A 13,203-nucleotide genomic window follows, 5' to 3' on the forward strand; every position below is an offset into this window, starting at 1 on the left:
TGTGCTGCCGTTGCAGATGTATTGAGCGCGTGCGCTATCTCGCCTTGCCCGCAGATGCCGCGCCGGCGAGCAGGCGGTCGATGATGGATGCGATCAGAAAGACCGATCCCTTTTCAGTGACGTGCACCTGATCGCTAACGGTGATATCGGCCGCCGCATCGCCAATGCGGGTCAGGCAGCCCTGCGCATTGCAAAAGACGTCCGACGCCGAGATGAATTCGGCGCCGAGCGGCTCGAGCCGGGCGCGCATCACCGCATCGTAGGCGGTAGGTGGCGCGGCATTGGGCGAGCGCTCCGGGATCAGCGCGCGATGAAGGATGAAATACCTCAGCACCTCGGACGGAAGCCCGCGCCGCCACGTCGGTACGCCGCCGAGAACAACGACACGGGCATTGGTCTCCTTCTTCAGCGCGACCACCGTTTCAGCCACGTTGCCGAGATGTTGTTCCCAGGTTCCGTGCAGCAGAACGATATCCGGGTTGATCTGCCGGACGAGCAAAAAAACCTTGTCGTTCATCGCGCGGCAATTGGGCGTGCTCGCAATGTCGGCGTTCAATGCCGGAATGCAGGAACTTGAGGTCAGCTGCGCAATGCCGAAGTTTCGCGTCTCCTGAGCCTTGCGCAGGCCGGGTAGCAGGGCGCCGGCGGTCGAATCGCCCCAAATCAGAACCAGCGGCCGCCGGTCGCGCTCGACGCAAGTGTCGGCAAACGTCGTTTCGCGGCTGAGATCGAGCAGGCATTCATGAAACCGCCACTTGAAGCTCTCGGTCGGCACGCTGGCCATCGCGCGGATTTCCGGTGGCAGCCGGAAGTCGAAGCCGCGCCCCCAAACGACAGCAGCACCTGCGACCGCAACCATCGCCATGCCGGCCCCGAGGCTGTACATCTTGCGCCGGCTCGGAAGGCCGAAACGGAACGGTATCTCGACAAACCGGTAGGTCGCCCAGGCCAAGAGCGCGCTCGCAACCAATATCAACTGGCGCTCCAGCAGCGTCAGCGGACCGAATTTGATAATCCCGCCGAACACCAATAGTGGCCAGTGCCAGAGATAGAGCGGGTAACTGATCAGCCCGATCCATACCAGCGGCGGGCTTGCCAGCACGACCCGGTTCACCCACGCAGCCGGCGCGGATAGCAGAAGCGCGCTGCCCGCGACCGGCAGCACCGCCCACCAGCCCGGAAAGGCGCGGTGGCTGTCGAGAATGACGGCCGCCACAGCGATCAGCGCCACGCCGATCCAGGCGCGCCGGCTGCTCGCCACGCTGGACTGATTGACGTTGATCCAGCCGCAGGCCAGCACCGCGCCGGTCAGCAATTCAAACGCGCGCGTGAACGGCAGGTAGAAGGTCGCGATCGGATTTGAGCCGATCAGCGCCACGTTGAGCAGGAAAGAGGCGATGCCGAGCATTGCTGCCATTGCGATAATGCTCATTCGCAGCCGGGCTGCGAGCATCAGGAGCAGCGGCCAGAACAGATAGAACTGTTCCTCGATGCCGAGCGACCATAGATGCAGCAACGGCTTTTTGGCGGATTCGACGTCGAAATAACCGGACTGCAGCAACAGCGCGATATTGGCCAGAAACGCCGCGCTGGCGAAACTGTCGCTGCCGAGCCGTGCAAAGGCCTGTGGCAGCATCCAGAACCAGCCCAGCGTCAATGTCGCGCAGAGCACCACGATCAGCGCCGGGAAGATGCGCCGGATCCGCCGGTTGTAGAACTCGACCAGGCTGAAACGGCCAAGCTCCAGTTCGCGCGTGATGATGCCCGTGATCAGGAAGCCCGAAATCACGAAGAACACGTCGACGCCGATGAAGCCGCCCGGCAGGGCATCCGGGAACGCATGGAAATTCAGCACCAGCATCACGGCGATGGCCCGCAGGCCGTCGACATCAGGTCGATATTTTGGTGAAGGCGAGGACAATGGAGAGATGACCCGGGATCGCTTTGGACGGCGGACAACGACGACTAGTCGCCGCGCCGCCTTTCTCTAGCAGGTCCGCGGCGGCCTGCCATTTCCCGCCGCGACGGCAGCCAAAAATCTGGCGGTTGGGAGCACAGAATCAGCCCCCGAATCGCGCTTTTCGAAGCCTCCAGAATCGGCCTTTCGAGACCTTGAAAAAGGGTAAAAAATCGCCATTTATTCAACGACTTGCGGACAGAGAGATTGCGCTAGGCGCAATGTCTCTTTCATGGCACAAATAGACCAATCAGCGCCTCATATTGCGCAGCTGATTCGGGACACCCTCGAAGGCCTCACATGACAGAACCTGCCCGGCAGACACCTGCCGATACTGAGCATCCCATTCCGATCGAATATGGGGCGGAATCGATCCGGGTGCTGAAGGGGCTCGACGCCGTGCGCAAGCGGCCGGGCATGTATATCGGCGACACCGATGACGGTTCCGGCCTGCACCACATGGTCTACGAGGTCGTCGACAACGCCATCGACGAGGCGCTCGCGGGTCACGCCACCGCGGTGGAAGTCATCCTCAACGCCGACGGCTCGGTGACGGTGCGCGACGACGGCCGCGGCATTCCGGTCGACATTCACAAGGGCGAAGGCATTTCCGCGGCCGAGGTCATCATGACCCAGCTCCACGCCGGCGGAAAGTTCGACCAGAACTCCTACAAGGTTTCCGGCGGCCTGCACGGCGTCGGCGTCTCCGTCGTCAATGCGCTGTCCAGCAAGCTGCAGCTTCGGGTCTGGCGCGACGGCAAGGAGCACTACATCGAATTCGCCCATGGCGATGCGGTCGCCCCGCTCAAGGTCGTTGGCGACGCCAACGGCAAGCGCGGCACCGAGGTGACCTTCCTTGCTTCCACCGAGACTTTTACCAACGTCGAATATGATTTCGCGACGCTGGAGCATCGCCTGCGCGAGCTCGCATTCCTGAATTCCGGCGTCAATATCGTGCTGTCAGACATGCGCCACGCGGTCGAGAAACGCGAGGCGATGCATTACGATGGCGGCGTCGAGGAATTCGTCAAATATCTCGACCGCAACAAGAAGGCGATGGTGCCCGCCCCGATTATGGTTCGGGCGGAGCTCAACGACATCGGCGTCGAGGCCGCCTTGTGGTGGAACGACAGCTACCATGAGAACGTGCTGTGCTTCACCAACAACATCCCGCAGCGCGACGGCGGCACCCATCTGGCGGGCTTCCGCGGCGCGCTGACGCGCCAGGTCAACGGCTATGCCGAGGCCAATGCAAAAAGGGAGAAGATCGCGCTGACCGGCGACGATTGCCGCGAAGGCCTCACCGCCGTGCTGTCGGTGAAGGTGCCCGATCCGAAATTCTCGTCGCAGACCAAGGACAAGCTGGTTTCCTCGGAAGTGCGCCCGGTGGTCGAGAACGTCCTCAACGAGGCGCTTGCCGCGTGGTTCGAGGAGCATCCGACCGAGGCGAAAGTCATCGTCGGCAAGGTGATCCAGGCGGCTGCCGCGCGCGAAGCCGCCCGCAAGGCGCGCGAACTGACCCGCAAGAGTCCGCTCAGCATTTCCTCACTGCCCGGCAAGCTCGCCGACTGCCAGGAGAAGGACCCCGCCAAGTCCGAACTGTTCATCGTCGAGGGCGACTCGGCCGGCGGCAGCGCCAAACAGGGCCGCAACCGCGAATTCCAGGCGGTGCTGCCGCTGCGCGGCAAGATCCTCAATGTCGAGCGCGTCCGCACCGACAAGATGCTGTCAAGCGAGCAGATCGGCACGCTGATCACCGCGCTCGGCACCGGCATCAGCGACGACTTCTCCGCCGACAAGCTGCGCTACCACAAGATCATCGTGATGACGGACGCCGACGTCGATGGCGCCCATATCCGCACGCTGCTGTTGACCTTCTTCTACCGGCAAATGCGCGAACTGATCGACCGCGGCCACCTCTATATCGCGCAGCCGCCGCTCTACAAGGTGACGCGCGGCAAGTCCGAGCGGTACCTGAAGGACGAGCGCGCGCTGGAAGATTATTTGATCGCGACCGGCCTCGACGAATGCGTGTTTACGCCGGGCGCCGGCGACGAGCGCGCCGGCCGCGATCTGCTCTCTTTGGTGGAAGACGCTCGTGTCATCCGCAGCGTGCTACGCAACCTGCACAGCCGCTACAATCGAAAGGTCGTCGAACAGGCCGCTGTCGCAGGCCTGTTCGGGAGGGATATTTATACCGATCCGGCAACCGCCGCCGCCGCCGCCGAATACATGACCCGAAGGCTTGATATTCAAGCCGAGGAAGTCGAACGCGGCTGGAGCGGACATTTCGTGGAAGGCCAGGGTTTCGTATTCGAGCGCACGGTGCGCGGGGTGAAGGACGTTGCCATCATCGACGACGCTTTCCTTGGCTCGGCCGACGCGCGCAAGCTCCACGAATATCGGGAGAGGTTGCAGGACGTCTATGCGCGCCCCGGCAAGCTCCGCCGCAAAGATTCGGAGACGATAATTTACGGCCCCGTCGACCTGTTTGAGGCGGTGACCGACGCCGGCCGCAAGGGCGTGGCGTTGCAGCGCTACAAAGGCCTCGGCGAAATGAACCCCAGCCAGCTCTGGGAAACCACGCTCGACGCCAACGAGCGTTCGCTGCTGCAGGTGAAGATCAAGGAGGTCGACGAGGCCGACGACATCTTCACCAAGCTGATGGGTGACGTGGTCGAGCCGCGCCGCGAATTCATCCAGGATAATTCGCTCAGCGCCAATGTCGACGTGTGAGGCAGGACGCGCCCGTGCCGCCCATTCAATACATCGTTGAAGGCGGCCACCGGCTCGCGGGAACGATCGAGCCGTCCGGCAACAAGAATTCCGCGCTGCCGATCATCGCTGCCGCCCTGCTCACCGAGCATCCGGTCACGCTGGAAAACGTGCCGCGCATCCGCGACACCGAGACGCTGGTCGAACTGATCCGCTCGGTCGGCGCCTCGGCCGAATGGAAAGCGCGCAATACGCTTGATATCCACGCCAAGGACGTCCGCGCCGCCGATCTCGATCCCGAACTTTGTGCACGGATCCGCGCCTCGATCCTGCTGGCCGGGCCGCTACTCGCCCGTTGCGGCGAGGTGGCGCTGCCGCCGCCCGGCGGCGATGTCATCGGCCGCCGTCGCCTCGACACGCATTTCCTCGCCTTCGAGCAGCTGGGCGCCACCGTCACCGCCACGCACCGGCTGGAATTCCGCGCGACCAAGTTGAGGGGCGCCGACGTGTTTCTCGACGAGCCCAGCGTCACCGCCACCGAGAATGCGCTGGTCGCTGCGGTCGCCGCCCATGGCACCACTTACCTGCGCAACGCCGCCTCCGAGCCCCATGTGCAGGACCTCGCGCATTTCCTGGTCGCGCTCGGCGCGAAGATCGAAGGTATCGGCACCAACACCATCATCGTGCACGGCCCGGCGACCCTTGGCAGCACGAGCTATTCGATCCAGCCCGACCATATCGAGGTCGGCTCCCTGATCGGGCTTGCCGCGGTGACGCGCTCGCCGCTGCGCATCGCGAAAGCCGGCGTCGAGCATCTGCGCTCGATCCGGATGGGCTTTGAACGGCTCGGCATCGTCTGCGGCGTCGAGGGCGACGACCTCGTGGTGCCCTCAGGCCAGACCATGAAGATCCACGACGATTTCGGCGGTCATGTGCCGAAACTTGAGGACCAGCCGTGGCCCGCCTTCCCGGCCGACCTGATGTCGATCGCGATCGTCACGGCGACGCAGTGCGACGGCGTCATCCTGATGTTCGAAAAAATGTTCGAGTCGCGGATGTTCTTCGTCGACAAGCTGATCTCGATGGGCGCCCGCATCGTGCTGTGCGATCCGCATCGCGCGATCGTGGCCGGCCCGAGCCGGCTGCGCGGCGCGCCGATGACCTCCCCCGACATCCGCGCCGGCATGGCCATGCTGCTGGCGGCGGTCGCCGCCGAAGGCACCTCGACCATCAACAACGCCGACCAGATCGAGCGCGGCTATGAGCGCATCGAGGAGCGGCTCAATGCGCTCGGCGCCCGGATTACACGCGTGCCGGAGCGGGACGCCCGATAGGCCGCAAGCTCCCGGCGTCACTTTTTCGACCCTCGGCGGTGGTAGTCTGGTGCAATGACCTCGCTCGACAAAATCGAACGCGCAACCGTAGCGCCGCCCACCTCTGCGGTCGTGCCCAGCCGTCATCTTGCGATCGAACTCGCCGAGACGCTGAAGCTCGCGGTGCCGATCGCGCTGACCCAGCTCGGGCAGATCGCGATGATGACGACCGACATTGCCATGATCGGCCGCCTCGGCGCCGAGGCCGTGGCAGCGGCATCGCTGGCGCACACCGTGCTTTTCGTCAGTTTCACCTTCGGCATGGGTCTTGTCTCGGCCGTCGCACCGCTGGCGGCGCAGGCCTTCGGCGCCCGCAACCCGCATTTGATCCGCCGTTCGCTCCGCGTCGGCCTGTGGGCCGCGCTGTTGATCTCGCTGCCGCTGATGGCCCTGCGGTTCTGGGCCGAGCAGGTCCTGCTGATGCTGGGCCAGGCGCCGATGACCGCGCATCTGGCGCAGCAATATCTGGCTGGCCTGGTCTGGACCATCCTGCCTGCCCTGTGGTTCCTGGCGATCCGCGGCTTCATGAGCGCGATCAAGCGGCCGGAGCCGATCCTGTGGATCACGCTGGCCGCGATCCCGGCCAATGCGCTGCTGGTCTATCTCCTGCTGTACGGCGCTTTCGGCCTGCCGCAGCTCGGGCTGTTCGGCGCGGGATTGGCGACTTCCATCGTCAACCTCGGCACGTTCCTGGCGGCCGTGTGGTTTGCCGCGTACCGCCGGCCATTCCGGAAATATCACGTGTTCGGCCATTTCTGGCGGGTCGACTGGCGACTGATGCGGCAGCTCATTGTCATCGGCACGCCGATCTCGATCTCCTTCCTGCTTGAATACGGCCTGTTCGGCGCCGCAGGACTGCTGATGGGCCTGATCAGCACGACCGCGCTGGCGGCGCACCAGATCGCGCTGCAGGTCGCCGCCATCCTGTTCATGGTGCCGTTCGGCATCGGCATGGCCGCCACCGTGCGGGTCGGACATGCCATCGGCCGCGGCGACGCCGGCGCGGTCCGGCGCGCGGGCTACGTCGCAACCTGGCTCGGCATCGTGCTCGCCGCCATCCTGACGCTCGCCGTGATCGTCAGCCGCTTCGGTATCGCGGAGGTTTTTCTGGGCGAAAGCACCGACGCGACAGCCGAACTCTCCGCGACGCTGCTGCTGGTCGGATCGACTTTCTTCATCGCCGACGCCATCCAGACCGTCGCCGCGGGCTCGCTGCGCGGCATGAACGACACGCGCGTGCCGCTGTTGTTCGCGATCCTCAGCTATTGGCTGATCGGTTTCGCGTGCGCCTGCTGGCTCGCTTTCGGGACACCATCAGGCGCCGTGGGCATATGGATCGGGCTGTCGGTCGGAACCGCTGTCTATGCCGTGCTTCTGCTGTTGCGCTTCCGCTCGCTCGCAAACAAGCTCACGTTCCGATGAAAGTCCACGAGATCACCCCTCCTGCTGATACCGATACGCTGCTGGCCGGCGCACAGTTCGCCGACGCCTTCCGCATTGAAATCAGGGATCGCGATCTCGACGCAAGGCGTGCCGCTGAACGCATGATGGCGCGTCAGCCGCGATGGGCCGAGGCGCTGTTGTCGTTGCGCAATCTGCTGGTGGCGCCGCTGGGACTGAGAACGTCGGGTGCAGGCTTGGTCCCACCCAGAGACATGATCGGGATCTTTCCGGTCGTGAGCCAAACGCCCGATCGCCTCATCGCCGGCTTCAACGATCGCCATCTGGATTTTCGCGTCGTGGTGGACGTGACGGCGCCCGGCGGCGTCAGGCAGGTCACCGCGACAACGCTGGTCAAGACGCACAACTGGCTCGGCCGGACTTATCTGGCAATCATCATGCCGTTTCATCGGCGGATCGTGCCGGCCCTGTTGCGTCAGGTGACGGGCTGAGACGCTGGCAGCTTCTTGGTCGGCGTCCCGCACCAGTCGGCACGGCAACGGTCGAGATCGTTCAGATTCTGCCGCATCTGCTCCAGCGAAAATCCCAGCGCGAAGAACCGCTCCGCGACATCGACGGGCACGCCGCGGATCAAGCCCTCGCTCGCAGCGAGGCGACTTCGGCGGCATAGGCCTGCAGCGCCGCATCGACAGGCTGAATGTCCACAGCGCCGCGGCTCGGCTTCCAGACCGGTCGCATGGAGGCTGGCCATCGCCGTGCCGATACCATCCTGGATTCGATGCAGGGGTCGAGCCCGCGCGTCAGGCCCGCAAGCAGTTCGGCGAATGCGGCAGCCAGCAGTTCCAAAAGCTGCGCCGCGTTGATGCGGATCTGGCTGACCGCCCGCGATGGCAGCACCAGGAATGAGACCACAAGCCCGGTGAGCGCGCCGACGGTGACCTCGAACAGCCGATCGATCGTGGAATCCAGTGGATTGGCGTGGTTCATTGCCGGAACCAGCAACACGATCACGGCCGTCACCGTGGCGGCGCTCAGGCTGGGATTGATGGCGCCGATGAACGCCATCGACGCGACCGCCAGCACCAATAGCGCCAGCAATCCGCCTTCCCCGGAATGCGGGATCAACATCGCGATGGCGCCACCATAGACCGCGCCCCCGACCGTGCCGAGCATGTAATCGCGGGTCGCCTTCAGTGACCGGCCGACGCTCATCTGGGTGACGATCAGCGAGGTCAGCACCGCCCATAGCGGCAGCATCAGGTGCAGCGCTCTGGCGATCGCATAGGCTGCGACCGCGGCGACGGCGAGCCTGACCGCCAGCGCCAGTTGCGTCTTCCGGCCCCTGAGCGATCCAAGCATGCGTTTTGCGAAGGTCATCATGCGCCGCATTCCGGAATCTGCATGCCGTGCCTGTGCTAGACGACGCCAGGCATGGCTGATGCCCGCGACGGGGAGGCGGCTTGAAAGGTCAAGTCCGCCCGCCTACCCTGCGCGGCAAATACGAGGAAACACGATGGCCAACGAAACCGCAACGCTCGCAGCCTACGTCGCCGACCTGAAATTTGCGGACATCCCGCCGGAGGTGCTGGAGCGCGCCAAGGTGCTGACGCTCGATTTCCTCGGCAGCACGATCCGCGCGCGGCGCGATGCGGAATCCACCCCCTCGCTACTCAAGATGCTGGAAGCCCTGGCGCTCGACGGCAAGGGCGAGTCCACCGTGTTCGGCGACAGCAAAACCTGGACGCCCGCGGTCGCCGCACTCCTTAACGGCGCGCTCGGCCATTCCCTTGATTTCGACGACACGCATGCGGACTCCTCGCTGCACCCAAGCGCGCCCGTGGTGCCGGCGGCGTTCGCGGTCGGCGAAATGGTTGGCGCCTCCGGTCGCGACGTGCTGACTGCGATTGTTGCCGGCTACGAAGTGTGCTGCCGGCTCGGCAACGCGCTCGATCCGACCTCGCATTATGCGCGCGGCTTCCACCCGACCGCGACGGCGGGGACCTATGGCGCGGCGGCGGCGGCGGGAAAACTGTTTGGCCTGTCGAAGGACCAGATGATATCCGCTTTCGGCGTGTCCGGCAGCCAGGCCGCGGGCTCGCTTCAGTTTCTCGTCAACGGAGCCTGGAACAAGCGCTACCAGGTCGGGGCGGCCGCGATGAACGGCGTCATCGCGGCAACGCTGGCGCGCAGCGATTTTGTCGGATCGAGCGAATCGGTCGAGGGCAAGCATGGCCTCCTGGTCGGCTACAGCGACGACGCCCACCCCGACAAGGCGACCGCCGGCCTCGGCAAGACCTATGAAACGCTCAAGATCGGCGTGAAGCCGTATCCGAGCTGCCGCTATACCCATGCGGCGCTGGATGCGCTGATCGCGATGCGCCGCGAGCACAATCTGACACCCGACCAGATCAAGCGCGTCGAGATCGGCCTGCACCGCAACGGCATCACGTTGACGGGCGACGCCGCCACCAAGCGGCATCCGACCTCGATCGTCGGCGGACAGTTTTCGATGTTCTTCACCGGCGCGCTGGCGCTCGACCAGGGCAGCTTCGGCTGGGACGATTACGACCGGCTCGGCGACGCCGCGGTGAATGCGCTCGCCGACAAGTTCGACGTAGTCCAGGATGATCGCCTCGAGATCGGTCGCACCCACCCCTTTGGCGCGCGTGTCTCGATCACCACCGATGACGCCGTGCATGAGCGGCTCTATGCCGATCCCTCCGGCGAGCCGAATTCGTTCCCGGACGCACAGGCGATGCAGCAGAAATTCCTCACGCTCGCCCGCCCCGTGCTGAACGGCCGCGCCGACCAGCTCGCCGACGCGATCCTTTCCCTTGAGAGATTCGATCGCGTCGAGAAGGCCACGCAGTTGGGAAGGCAGTAGACTGAGCTAGCGCCGCATCGGCCGTATTCCCCTCTCCCCTTGTGGGAGACGGTGAATCAATCGTGCAAAGCACGATTGAGACGGGTGAGGGGTTCTCTCCGCGAGTGAAGCTCTCGCATTGGTATTCGCGGCTAGAACCCCTCATCCGGCGCTTCGCGCCACCTTCTCCCACAAGGGGTGAAGGAAGATTTGCGCAGAACAATCAATTCGCTCCTGCCAGCTTCCCCTTGTTGCCGGTCACTGCCACGACGTCGCGCACGAGATCGAACACGCCATCGGCTTCCGGCGGCCAGTTCGGCGAGCGGCCGAGCCGCACGATGACCAGCCGCTCGGACGGCACGATGATCACATATTGCCCGATCGTGCCTTTGGCGAAAAACGAATCGCGCGGCCAGCCGCGTTCGGTGCGGTAGCTGGCACCAAAGCTGTCGCCGAGATTGGTCCAGAAGCCCGCGCTTTGGCCGACCCAGGCGTTCGGCGTCGGCGAAGCCGAATACTTCACCCACCCCTCCGGCAGGATGCGTTTGCCGCCGACCATGCCGTCATTGAGATAGAGCTGGCCGAAGCGCGCCCAGTCGCGCGCGCTTGCCAGCATCTGGCTCGATCCCTCCGCATTGCCCGACGCGTCGAACTCGATCGTCACGTCGCGCATGCCGAGCGGATCGAATAATTCCTGCCGCGCGAAGCGCATCATTTTGGACGCGCTGCCGCCTGAAGCCTGACGGATCACGTGACTGAGGATGACGGTGTTGCCGTCGTGATAATTCCACGAGGTGCCCGGCGCTGACTGCAGCGGTATGCTTTCCGCATAGGCCGCCATATCCGATTCCATGAATTTCATGCGGTTGACCGGCTCGAGCGCGGACGCCAGCGACGCCTGCAGCGAACTGCCGAGCGCGAGGCCTGCGGTGTGGCGCAGCAGATGATCGAGCGTGATGGCGCGCCTTGCATCGTCCGGACCTTGCCACGCTGCAATCGGCACCGGCTCGTGCAGCTTCAGCGCGCCCTTGCGCACGAGGATGCCGGCAAGCGCAGAGATCACCGATTTGGTGGCGGAGAATCCGAGCAGCGGCGTGTCGATGTCGATGCCGTCGGCATAGCGCTCGGCAACGACGCGCCCCTCCTTCAGGACCACGATCGCCCGCGTGTTGCGCAGCGTCGATTTGTCCGGCTCGGCAAACGCGCGGTCGAGCGCCGCAGCCAGTTGCGGCGTTTGCGGCGCGACCATCGATGGACCGGCGATGTCAGGCAGCAGCGCCGCCTTCGCATCGGCCGCCGGCACCGAGATGTCGGCGACCGTCCCGCCGTGATCGAGATAGCAGCCAAGGCCTTCGCCGCGGTAAACGGCGTGGCTTCGGCCCAGGCCGAACAGCGTCACCGTGACGTCCTTGCGCACGCGATCGACGCGGTAGTCGAGCGCCCAGGAAATCAGCCCGGTGCCGGGCATGGCTGACATGGTCTCGGCGAAGACGCGCGCGGGGTCGAGGCCGGAGACGAAGGTCTCGGTGCAGACCACGTTGGCGACGAAGCCGGTCGCGACCTTCGGCACGTCACGGGCGCGGGCGGCTGGGAGCGCGAGCGCGCTGAGAGCGGTGGTGCTGGCGAGGATGAGGATGAGATTTCGTCGTTTCATGGGGCCTCCGGCATGACGCAAAAGCGCGTGCCGGACATGATGGCGTGAGCATTCATCGCGGCTCGCCGGATTTGGAAATCGCCTTGGCCGAACCTGGAAGCACCTCGCCGATTCCAAAATAATACAGTAATTGCAATGGTATAAAGATCAGGCCGCGGTCACCTTGAGCCGGCGATATTCGGTCGGCGTGACGCCGGTGGTGGCCTTGAAGGCACGGTTGAAGGGCCCAAGCGACTGGAAGCCGGCGTCCATCGCAATCGTAATGACGGGGACTTCGGCCTGGCTGGGATCGGCAAGGGCCGCCTTGGCTTCCGCGATCCGGTGCTCGTTGAGGAAGACGTTGAAATTGCGGTAGCCGAGCCGCTGGTTGATCAGCCGCCGCAGCCGGTATTCGGGGATGGCGAGCTTGGTCGCCAGCGTTCCGATGGTGACGTTGTCGTGACGGTAGATGCGTTCGTCGGCCATCAGCCGCATCAGCGCATCGATGAGTTTCTGGTCGGCGCTGGATTCGACAATCGCGACATCGCTGGCATCGGCCTGAATTTCAGGCGCGGCCGGGAACAGATCGGCGCCATCGACGCGCATCATCGCATAGCAGATCGCGGCCACCACACCGGCCAGAACGGCCAAATTCACCGTGTTGGCGATTTCAGCGCTGCCGCTGCCGGACATCGCGATCTGCAGAACCGCATTCAGCCCGCCATAGAGTGCCGCAGCGCTAACGATAAAGACGCGGACGCTGCGACGGCGTTCGACCAGATCGGACGACCAGGAGGCGACGGTCTGCGTAACGGCCAACGCGATGAAACCGAGCGCAATCAGATTGATCGCGATGATGGACAGCCGCGCACCGGATGCCGGCGCAAGCCACATGCAATTGACGAAACTGAAGGCTGCGACTGCCGCCCACACCAGCGCGTGCCACCAGCGCAGCTTGAACGTTTCATCGAACAGCGCCCGCGTGAACAGCCAGAACACCACGACATTGCCCGTCGATAGCGCGATCAGAGGCGCATGCGCCGGCGACACCGGCGGCGGCGCACCGATCGAATAGCTCAGGGCATGCGCCGCCGACCCCAAGGCGAAGGCGGCTGCGAGCCGTCCGGAAAGCACCGTTCCGAAACCGCGAAACAGCGACGCCGCCAGCACCAGCAGCAGCGCCACGGTGGCGCCGCGCAAGGCGATGTCGATGGTGGAAAGCATCATCCGATCGGGCCCGTTCGCGCGATCATCCGCGCGT

The 13,203-nt window shown here is 64.6% G+C and carries 8 protein-coding genes and 1 pseudogene; 5 read left to right on the plus strand and 4 right to left on the minus strand.

Annotated elements, in window-relative coordinates; translation table 11 throughout:
* Positions 1-34 precede the first annotated feature (34 nt).
* Positions 35-1,921: an acyltransferase family protein gene (locus JQ624_RS01575; protein WP_212417070.1), complete on the minus strand. Its 1,887-nt coding sequence runs from the start codon at positions 1,919-1,921 to the stop codon at positions 35-37.
* A 336-nt stretch (positions 1,922-2,257) separates the two neighbouring features.
* Between JQ624_RS01575 and gyrB the strand changes: the two genes are divergently transcribed.
* Genes gyrB through JQ624_RS01595 form a run of 4 tightly spaced genes read left to right on the plus strand, consistent with a single transcriptional unit; the run spans position 2,258 to position 7,937 of the window.
* Positions 2,258-4,693 (plus strand): DNA topoisomerase (ATP-hydrolyzing) subunit B, encoded by a 2,436-nt coding sequence (gyrB, locus tag JQ624_RS01580; RefSeq protein ID WP_212417071.1) that lies wholly within the window; start codon positions 2,258-2,260, stop codon positions 4,691-4,693.
* A gap of 14 nt (positions 4,694-4,707) precedes the next feature.
* The gene (murA, locus tag JQ624_RS01585; RefSeq protein ID WP_212417072.1) at positions 4,708-6,006 is read left to right on the plus strand and encodes a UDP-N-acetylglucosamine 1-carboxyvinyltransferase; all 1,299 of its coding nucleotides are present in this window, start codon (positions 4,708-4,710) and stop codon (positions 6,004-6,006) included.
* Positions 6,007-6,060: 54 nt separating this feature from the next.
* Positions 6,061-7,467 (plus strand): MATE family efflux transporter, encoded by a 1,407-nt coding sequence (locus JQ624_RS01590; protein WP_212417073.1) that lies wholly within the window; start codon positions 6,061-6,063, stop codon positions 7,465-7,467.
* Complete coding sequence (locus JQ624_RS01595) at positions 7,464-7,937, plus strand: DUF2867 domain-containing protein (protein ID WP_212417074.1); 474 nt, start codon at positions 7,464-7,466, stop codon at positions 7,935-7,937. The genes JQ624_RS01590 and JQ624_RS01595 overlap by 4 nt, the downstream gene beginning before the upstream one ends.
* Here the strand turns inward: JQ624_RS01595 and JQ624_RS01600 are convergent.
* Positions 7,922-8,823 (minus strand): annotated as a pseudogene (locus JQ624_RS01600) (FUSC family protein). The gene JQ624_RS01595 and the pseudogene JQ624_RS01600 sit on opposite strands and share 16 nt — an antisense overlap.
* A gap of 136 nt (positions 8,824-8,959) precedes the next feature.
* On the opposite strand from JQ624_RS01600, the gene JQ624_RS01605 reads away from it, so the two are divergent.
* On the plus strand, positions 8,960-10,330 hold the full coding sequence (locus tag JQ624_RS01605) for an MmgE/PrpD family protein (protein WP_212417075.1): 1,371 nt from the start codon (positions 8,960-8,962) through the stop codon (positions 10,328-10,330).
* Positions 10,331-10,532: 202 nt separating this feature from the next.
* On the opposite strand, the gene JQ624_RS01610 is transcribed toward JQ624_RS01605, so the two are convergent.
* Both JQ624_RS01610 and JQ624_RS01615 read right to left on the minus strand, forming a co-directional pair.
* Positions 10,533-11,963, minus strand: coding sequence for a serine hydrolase (locus JQ624_RS01610; RefSeq protein WP_212417076.1), 1,431 nt, complete (start codon positions 11,961-11,963; stop codon positions 10,533-10,535).
* 147 nt (positions 11,964-12,110) lie between these two features.
* Entirely contained in the window at positions 12,111-13,169 is a 1,059-nt protein-coding gene (locus tag JQ624_RS01615; protein ID WP_212417077.1) for a helix-turn-helix domain-containing protein, read from the minus strand.
* Positions 13,170-13,203 lie beyond the last annotated feature (34 nt).

It is taken from the genome of Bradyrhizobium sp. AUGA SZCCT0283 (genome assembly GCF_018130385.1).
GTDB lineage: Bacteria > Pseudomonadota > Alphaproteobacteria > Rhizobiales > Xanthobacteraceae > Bradyrhizobium.

Coding starts and splice junctions, on each gene's coding strand:
- gyrB (WP_212417071.1), top strand. CDS start 2,258: ATGACAGAACCTGCCCGGCAGACACCTGCCGATACTGAGCATCCCATT.
- JQ624_RS01590 (WP_212417073.1), top strand. CDS start 6,061: ATGACCTCGCTCGACAAAATCGAACGCGCAACCGTAGCGCCGCCCACC.
- JQ624_RS01595 (WP_212417074.1), top strand. CDS start 7,464: ATGAAAGTCCACGAGATCACCCCTCCTGCTGATACCGATACGCTGCTG.
- JQ624_RS01605 (WP_212417075.1), top strand. CDS start 8,960: ATGGCCAACGAAACCGCAACGCTCGCAGCCTACGTCGCCGACCTGAAA.
- JQ624_RS01610 (WP_212417076.1), bottom strand. CDS start 11,963: ATGAAACGACGAAATCTCATCCTCATCCTCGCCAGCACCACCGCTCTC.
- JQ624_RS01615 (WP_212417077.1), bottom strand. CDS start 13,169: ATGATGCTTTCCACCATCGACATCGCCTTGCGCGGCGCCACCGTGGCG.